Raw genomic sequence first — 8,247 nt, 5'->3', positions numbered from 1 at the left:
AAAACCGCCTCATTACAGGAGACATCCATGCCGCTCCTTTCCGCTTCGATCGTCAGCGCGCCCGTCGCGACGTCGGAGCGTTACGTCGATATCCCGGGCCTGTACATCGACATCGCGAAGGCCGGGATTCGCGACGGGAAATTGCAGGTCATCCTCAACGTGCCGACACCTTACGCGACCGGCAACAACTTCCCGGGCATCTATTTCGCGATCGCGACCGACAAGGGCGTCGTCGCGGACGGCTGCTTCACCTATTCGTCGAAGGTGCCCGAAAGCACCGGACGCATGCCGTTCACGCTCGTCGCGACGATCGACGCCGGCAGCGGCGTCACGTTCGTGAAGGGCCAGTGGAAAAGCGTGCGCGGCAGTGCGATGCATATCGATTCGTACGCGAGCCTGTCCGCGATCGGGGAAGCGGCCACGCCATCGCCGTCGCAAGGCGGCGGCAATCCGGGCGCCGAAACCGGTGGCGACGGATCGGGCAACATCGGCGGCGGCGAACGCGACGGCACGTTCAACCTGCCACCGAACATCAAGTTCGGCGTCACCGCACTCGCCCACGCGGCGAACGACCAGACGATCGACATCTACATCGACGACGACCCGAAACCCGCCGCGACGTTCAAGGGCACCGGCGTGCAGGACCAGAACCTCGGCACGAAGGTGCTCGACTCGGGCAAGGGACGGGTGCGCGTGATCGTGATGGCGAACGGCAGGCCGTCGCGGCTCGGCTCGCGGCAGGTCGACATTTTCAAGAAGTCTTATTTCGGGATCGTCGGGTCGGAAGATGGCGCCGACGACGACTACAACGACGGCATCGTGTTCCTGAACTGGCCGCTCGGCTGAACGGCGGCGGTGGCGAAACATCGCAATGGCTATGCCTACCCTGCATTGCGAATCGTTCGAGCAGTCATTTGCAGTTCCACGCTCAGCGCCGTGCGCGGCCCGGGGAAATCGGTTCACCGGCCGCGCGGCGCGAGACTTTCCATCAAGACGAGGACGACATGTCACAACCTTTTACCCACGACGATCTGTACGCGCTGCTGCAACTCGCGGGCAACGACGCCACTGCCGTGCAGGCCAATGGAGATCAGGCGGTGCTCGACCGGATGCGTCAGTTCATGACCGCGCAGCTCGTCGATAAACTGCCGCAGTACGACGTGTTCGTCGATATCGCGACGATCCCGTACAGCTTCGACGTCGGCAGCTGGCAGAACAAGGTGAAAACCGATGCGACCGGCCAGGTCGTCGCGTGCACGGTGACGTGGGCCGGCGCGCCGGGCGTGTTGCCCGGCGCCGCGGCGAAGTTCGGCGTCGGCGCGGTGGTCAATTACTTCTCGCAAGCGACGCCGCAACCCGTGCAGCCGGAGCCCGTGCCGACCGGCGGCGGCGAACGCGACGGCGTCTTCAACCTGCCGCCGAACATCGCCTTCGGCGTGACCGCGCTGGTCAATTCGTCCGCGCAGCAGACGATCGAGGTCTTCGTCGACGACAATCCGAAGCCGGCCGCGATGTTCCAGGGCGCCGGCACGCAGGACGCGAACCTGAACACGCAGATCGTGAACTCCGGCAAGGGCAAGGTGCGTGTGGTCGTGACGGCGAACGGCAAGCCGTCGAAGATCGGCTCACGTCAGGTCGACATCTTCAAGAAGACCTACTTCGGGCTGGTCGGATCGGAAGATGGCGGCGACGGCGACTACAACGACGGCATCGCGATCCTGAACTGGCCGCTGGGTTGAACCGCAGGCGCCTGACGGTCGTGGCCCCCCCCCCCCGCGGGGCGACTGGCCGGTGTGCTTCGGCCCTCTGCGAGCGCAGGCTCGCACCGATCACCCCGCCTGCGGCCCGGCAGCCGTCGACATCGCCACCGGCTGCGCGAACGCGGCCGACGCCAGTTGCGTGTGTGCGTCACGCGCCACGCGGTTGAACGCCACGCGCTGCGCGCCCTTCAGCTGCGCCGCTTTGGCTGCATGCACGAGTTCGATCGGATCGACGAGGCGGGCATGCCGACGAACCTCGAAATGCAGATGCGGGCCGGTCGCCGTGCCCGTGCTGCCGACCGCGCCGACGCGTTGACCGCGCATGACGCGCGCGCCGGTTCGCAACGTCGGCTCGAACGCCGACAGGTGCGCGTAGTACGACGCGTAACCGCCGTCATGGCGAATCACCACGTACTTGCCGTAGCCGCGCGGCTCGGTGCCGATGAACGTCACGACGCCGCGCTCCGACGCATGAACGGCGCGGCCGGCAGGCGCCGCGAGATCGACGCCCGAATGCACGTGACGCGCCCCGCTCACCGGATGCACGCGCGTGCCGAATTGCGAGCTGATGCGCGTCGCGGCGACCGGCATCGCGAAGCGCGCGCCGGCGAGCGGCATGCCGTCGAGTTCGTAATAGGCACCCGGCGAGCCGGCCTGCGGCGCGAACCACACGGCCGCGACACTCTGCCCGCGAAAGCGGACGTCGAGCGCCGTCACGCGTACGCGGCCCGGCCGCGCTGCGTCGTGGTCGGGCTCGAATGCCACGCGGAACGTATCGCCCCGCGCGCCGTGCTGCGTCGGATCGACGCGCCCGGCCAGCACGCGGACGACCTGCGCGGCGACGCCGGCCGGCAGATCCGCGCGCGCCAGCGACGCGTGCAGGCTGTCGACGATCGCGCCGGCCCGCGTGCCGCGATCCGGCTGCGCGAGCGTGAACGGCTCGGCGGATGCCAGATCGACCGCGCCTCGCGCCCACGCCGACTGCACGCCCGTCGCCGGCAGCACCGACGCCAGCCCGTAATGAAACCGCGACGCATAACCGCGTTCGACCGCGTCGCGCGCGGTCTCGCACAGCACGCGATACGCGACGCAGGCGCCGAAGCGCGCCACCGGATCGCCGCGCCCGATGCCGGTCGACACGTTCAACGCGTGCGACACGTACGCGACGTCGAGCGGCGCGGACGATGCACGCAGGCCGCCCCACGTCGTACGCGCGGAATTGAAGAAAGGCACGTCGTCAAGGTCGGTGGTTTCCGCCGTCGCGGGCGCGACCGGCGCGGCGTCGTGAAACGCCTGCGCTGCCGCGCCCTGTGCGCCGGCCACGCAGGCCGCCGCGACGATGCCGCGCAGTAATGCACGGCCAATCGGGAAACGGTGATCGCCGCGAGGTGCGGGTCGACCTTGCTCGCGTGCGACACGTAAACGCAGGTCTGACCGCATGACGTCGTCACTCGCTATTCATTGAAAAATCGGGAAAAAACCAGGCTTCGCGGAGGAACGATCGGCGCGATCCGGCTACTCGAAAGCAAGTGTATCGGCGCGGTCGAAACGGCCAAATAGGACTTGTCTTATTTTCTTGAAAGGCAGCTTAATACTCGTACTAAAACAACGCAGTCGTGACGCCACGCATTCGCGCCGAACCCGCGCTGCCGTGTACAGTCGAGGGCTGCCGGCGCGCGACACGCGCCGAGCACTGTGTGTTCAAAACCGGAATCCCGTCATGTTTCTCGATCATCTTCATCCGGAACGCTGGACGTTCCTGTGGAACGCGTTGTCCGCCCTCTCCCTCAAGCTGTCCGCCGGCCTGGCGCTGCTCGTCGCCGGCTGGTGGCTGTCGAAACGCGTCGGCAACTGGTTGAACCGGCTGCTCTCGAACAAGGAGCGCGTCGACGACACGCTGCGGCCGATCCTCTGCGACGTCGCGGTGTGGGGCATCCGCATCGTCGCGATCGTCGGCGCGCTGTCGCAGCTCGGCATCGAAACCGCGAGCATAGTCGCGGTGCTCGGCGCGGCCGGCCTCGCCATCGGGCTCGCGCTGCAGGGCACGATGCAGAACATCGCGGCCGGCATCATGCTTCTGCTGCTGCGGCCGTTCAAGGTGGGCGACTACATCGACGGCGGCTCGGGCGTCGCGGGCACCGTCGACGAGGTCGGGCTCTTCATGACGCGTCTCACCAAGCCGGACGGCATCTGCGAGTACGTGCCGAACAGCGCGCTGTGGGGCAGCTCGATCCGCAACTACACGCGCAACCCGACGCGCCGCCTCGATCTCGAAGTGGAAGTGTCCGTGCACGACGACATCGATCGCGCGCTCGACGCGCTGCGTGCGCTGGCCGCGGCCGATCCCGACGTGCTGCAGGACCCCGCGCCGGACGTGATGGTGATGCGCTTCGACGACAGCACGGCCGTCGCGAACATGCGCGTGTGGACGCATACCGACACGTTCTGGGCGATGCGCTGGCGCCTCGCGCGCCAGGTACGCAAGGCGCTCGCCGAGGCGGACTGCGCGCTGCCGATCCGCACACGGGAATTGCACATCGTGCACGACGCGGAGCGTCGCACCGGCGATGCACGCGTGCGGGTTTCGTAAGGCAGCGGCGCACGGCGTTGCATCCTGACGACGTCCAGCACCCACCTTCCGGCCGCTCCTGTACGTGAACACCGAGATCGCGCCGTGCCTCAGCTCGCCCTGCGGCGCGAAGCGCGTTTCGCCGATCACGCCGCGATAGACTGTGGCCGGCACCTTCGCCGGTTTCCTCGAGCGCGTGCTGACGAATCCGGCTGGCGTGTCGTCGATCCAGTCGAGCCTCGCGTTGCGCGAGGTGAAGTTCTCGTCGCGCGTGCCGGTGCCGACGCATGATCGCTCATGCTTTCAAGCGCCCGCGCACGGGCATCCGCTGTCGATCGTCATCCCATGGAGCGCTACCCGATGAAACGTTACTCTCCCGCCGCATCGTTTGCCGCCGCGATGGCTTGCGTGTTCGCATTGAGCGCCTGTGCGGCGCAATCGTCCGCGCCGGCCAACGCGTCCGCGCGGCCCGATACCGCCGCGCAGGCGGCCCCGCCGCTGGTCGGCGGCGATCGCGACGCGCACGGCTGCATCGGCTCGGCCGGCTACGCGTGGTGCGCGCGGACGCAACAATGCGAGCGTCCGTGGGAACTCGCGAAGGCGCAGGGCTTTGCGAATTCGGCGCAGGCTTATGAGCAGTTCTGCGCGAACGGCGGAACGAAGTGAAGTGAGATGAACTGATGTAACTGTGAACGGATCGCGGTGCAACGCCGCGATCCGATGAGGTTCCGGTCTGGTGCATGGCATGCGAATCGCACGCATCCCACCCCGCCGACCCCGATCGATTTTCCCCGCGTCGCGCACCGTCATTCCGGAAACCCGGACGCACAAAAAACCCCACGAAAACGGGGATATTCGTCGTCTGCGACACGTTGTCCGAGTTCGGTTATATTACGCGCCCCTTGCCAACCCGCCCCCGCAAAACGCGTCGCGCGCGGCCTCTTTCAACGCAGCCGGAAGCGCCGTCCGCTCGGGCTTGCCGTCAGGGCCCCGGCGCGTGACGCACCGTCGCGACGCAGGCGCTAGCCTGCTCGCGGGAGCCGATCCGAAGGTGTCCTTCCGAATGGCTTCACGTGCGCAAATGCAACGACGCGCATCGCCGATCCGGAATTCCGGATTCGTGATCCGGATCTCCGGACCCGTGTTTCGGCACAACGGAACCGCACGCCGGGCGGCATGGCAAACCGATGCTTCCAAGTTGAAAAAGGGATCTGCTGTGATCAAAACGTTACGGGTAATACTGTCGGCGCTCGCGCTGTGCGTCGCGACATCGTCCGCGCACGCCGCCGACCCGAAGAAGGTCGACGTCCTGCTGGTGGGCGGCGGCATCATGAGCTCGACGCTCGGCGTGTGGCTGCACGAACTCCAGCCCGACTGGTCGATGACGATGGTCGAGCGCCTCGACGGCGTCGCGCTGGAAAGCTCGAACGGCTGGAACAACGCCGGCACCGGCCACTCGGCGCTCGCCGAACTGAACTACACGCCAGAGAAGGCGGACGGCAAGGTCGACATCTCGAAGGCGATCGAGATCAACGAGTCGTTCCAGATCTCGCGCCAGTTCTGGGCGTGGCAGGTCAAGCAAGGCGTGCTGAAGAACCCGCACGCGTTCATCAACTCGACGCCGCACATGAGCTTCGTCTGGGGCGACGACAACGTCCGCTTCCTGAAGAAGCGCTACGAAGCGCTGCAGGCGAGCCCGCTGTTCCGCGGGATGCAGTATTCGGAAGACTACGACCAGATCAAGAAGTGGGTGCCGCTGATGATGGAAGGTCGCGACCGCAACCAGAAAGTGGCCGCGACGTGGACGCCGATCGGCACCGACGTGAACTTCGGCGAGATCACGCGCCAGTTCGTCGGCTACCTGAAGACGCAGCCGAACTTCACGCTGTCGCTGTCGAGCGAAGTGCGCGAGATCACGCGCAACGCCGACGGCACGTGGCACGTGTCGTGGGTCAAGCTGCATTCCGACGAACCGCCGCAATCGGTCGACGCGAAGTTCGTGTTCATCGGCGCGGGCGGCGGTGCGCTGCACCTGCTGCAAGCGTCGGGCATTCCCGAAGCGAAGGACTACGGCGCGTTCCCGGTCGGCGGCTCGTTCCTCGTGACCGACAACCCCGAGGTCGTGAAGCAGCACCTCGCGAAGGCCTACGGCAAGGCGTCGGTCGGCTCGCCGCCGATGTCGGTGCCGCACCTCGACACGCGGATCATCGACGGCAAGAAGATCATCCTGTTCGGGCCGTTCGCGACGTTCTCGACCAAGTTCCTGAAGAACGGCTCGTACTTCGACCTCGCGAAGAGCACCAACCTGCACAACGTCGCGCCGATGATGCGCGTGGGTGTCGACGAATTCCCGCTGGTGCAGTACCTCGCCGGCCAACTGATGCTGTCCGACGACGACCGCTTCAACGCGCTGAAGGAATACTTCCCGAACGCGAAGAAGGAAGACTGGCGCCTGTGGCAAGCCGGCCAGCGCGTGCAGATCATCAAGCGCGACCCGGTCAAGGGCGGCGTGCTCAAGCTCGGCACCGAGATCGTCGCGTCGCAGGACGGCAGCATCGCGGGCCTGCTCGGCGCGTCGCCGGGTGCGTCGACCGCCGCGCCAATCATGCTGAACCTGATGAAGAAGGTGTTCAAGGACAAGGTCGCGACGCCCGAGTGGCAGCAGAAGCTCCGCCAGATCGTGCCGAGCTACGGCACCAAGCTGAACGACAGCCCGGCGAAGGTCGTCGAGGAATGGACGTATACGAGCGACGTGCTGCAACTGTCGCCGCCGCCGAAGATCGACCTCGGCATGCCGTCGCAGGCTACCGGCGCCGCGCCCGCCCGCCCGGCGAAGGCGTCGGCCGACATGGCGCTGTAACGCGCCCGACACCGCGCGGCACCCGCGCGGCAGGTTGCGCCGCCCGACACGGCCGCCCTCCGGGGCGGCCGTTTTTCGTGGCGCGCGCCGGGCGGAGGCACCGGCTTCCGCTAGAATTGCGGCACGCGCGACCCCGTCGCCGCCCGATCCATCATCCGCATCGATACAACCCGAGCCACCGCCGGTGCGGCCCGCGCCCGAGCCGCGCGAGCGCCGCCCGCCGTGGCCGCGCCCGCCCGGGCGCGCCATCAACCGAATTCAGCTGGAGAAAGACCGTGTTTACCTGCCGAAACCAGAGCTGCGGCACGCAGTGGGAGCAGTCCGACGTCGTCATCAAGGACGAAGGCCAGGGGCTGCTGTTCCGCTGCCCGCTGTGCGGCGCCCGCAACTATCTCGAACGCTTCGAGGACGACGAAGGCAACGTCGTCTACGAGCAGATGGAAGGCCGCCCCTACCTCGGAGACCTGTCTTGACCCAACCGACCGCCACGCCGTTCAGCGCGCTACCGCTGACGCCCGCCACGCTCGCGAACCTCGCGCAGCTCGGCTATGTCGACATGACGCCGATCCAGGCCGCGAGCCTGCCGGTCGCGCTCGCCGGTCAGGACCTGATCGCGCAGGCGAAGACGGGCAGCGGCAAGACCGCCGCGTTCTCGCTCGCGCTGCTCGCGCGCCTCGATACGCGCCGTTTCGACGTGCAGGCGATGATCCTGTGCCCGACGCGCGAGCTCGCCGACCAGGTCGCGCAGGAAGTGCGCCGCCTCGCGCGCGCCGAGGAGAACGTGAAGGTGCTGACGCTGTGCGGCGGCACGCCGATGCGTCCGCAGGCGCAAAGCCTCGAGCACGGCGCGCACATCGTCGTCGGCACGCCGGGCCGCATCATGGATCACCTCGATCGCGGCAATCTGAAGCTCGACGCGCTGAATACACTGGTGCTCGACGAAGCCGACCGGATGCTCGACATGGGCTTCTTCGACGACATCGCGAAAGTCGCGCGGATGTGCCCGACGACGCGCCAGACACTGCTGTTCTCCGCGACCTATCCGGACGGCATCGCGA

Annotated in this window: 8 protein-coding genes and 1 pseudogene; 8 read left to right on the top strand and 1 reads right to left on the bottom strand. The window is 67.2% G+C overall.

Annotated elements, in window-relative coordinates:
* The first annotated feature begins 27 nt into the window (after positions 1-27).
* Both AC3IFE_RS16660 and AC3IFE_RS16655 read left to right on the top strand, forming a co-directional pair.
* Positions 28-846 carry a fucose-binding lectin II gene (locus tag AC3IFE_RS16660; protein ID WP_489191192.1) on the top strand — a complete coding sequence of 273 codons (819 nt, stop codon included), beginning with the start codon at positions 28-30 and terminating at the stop codon, positions 844-846.
* Between the two features lie 158 nt (positions 847-1,004).
* On the top strand, positions 1,005-1,739 hold the full coding sequence (locus tag AC3IFE_RS16655; RefSeq protein WP_489191191.1) for a fucose-binding lectin II: 735 nt from the start codon (positions 1,005-1,007) through the stop codon (positions 1,737-1,739).
* Between the two features lie 90 nt (positions 1,740-1,829).
* Here the strand turns inward: AC3IFE_RS16655 and AC3IFE_RS16650 are convergent, their stop codons facing one another.
* Complete coding sequence (locus AC3IFE_RS16650) at positions 1,830-3,200, bottom strand: M23 family metallopeptidase (RefSeq protein ID WP_489191190.1); 1,371 nt, start codon at positions 3,198-3,200, stop codon at positions 1,830-1,832.
* Positions 3,201-3,480: 280 nt separating this feature from the next.
* Here AC3IFE_RS16650 and AC3IFE_RS16645 point away from each other — a divergent pair, with 280 nt between their 5' ends.
* The 6 genes and pseudogenes from AC3IFE_RS16645 to AC3IFE_RS16620 form a co-directional block, all read left to right on the top strand.
* Complete coding sequence (locus AC3IFE_RS16645; RefSeq protein ID WP_489191189.1) at positions 3,481-4,350, top strand: mechanosensitive ion channel family protein; 870 nt, start codon at positions 3,481-3,483, stop codon at positions 4,348-4,350.
* Positions 4,351-4,504: 154 nt separating this feature from the next.
* Positions 4,505-4,612 (top strand): annotated as a pseudogene (locus AC3IFE_RS16640) (Lrp/AsnC family transcriptional regulator); the annotation flags it as partial.
* Positions 4,613-4,689: 77 nt separating this feature from the next.
* Positions 4,690-4,995, top strand: coding sequence for a hypothetical protein (locus AC3IFE_RS16635; protein WP_179233461.1), 306 nt, complete (start codon positions 4,690-4,692; stop codon positions 4,993-4,995).
* 550 nt (positions 4,996-5,545) lie between these two features.
* Positions 5,546-7,189 (top strand): malate dehydrogenase (quinone), encoded by a 1,644-nt coding sequence (gene mqo / locus AC3IFE_RS16630; RefSeq protein WP_489191188.1) that lies wholly within the window; start codon positions 5,546-5,548, stop codon positions 7,187-7,189.
* Between the two features lie 275 nt (positions 7,190-7,464).
* Entirely contained in the window at positions 7,465-7,662 is a 198-nt protein-coding gene (locus AC3IFE_RS16625) for a hypothetical protein (protein WP_006483193.1), read from the top strand.
* A gap of 83 nt (positions 7,663-7,745) precedes the next feature.
* On the top strand, positions 7,746-8,247 hold a 502-nt coding region (locus AC3IFE_RS16620), incomplete at its 3' end, for a DEAD/DEAH box helicase (protein WP_489191193.1).

It is taken from the genome of Burkholderia sp. APQ4-4ca (genome assembly GCF_057837105.1).
This window is presented reverse-complemented; position numbering and strand designations above follow the sequence as displayed.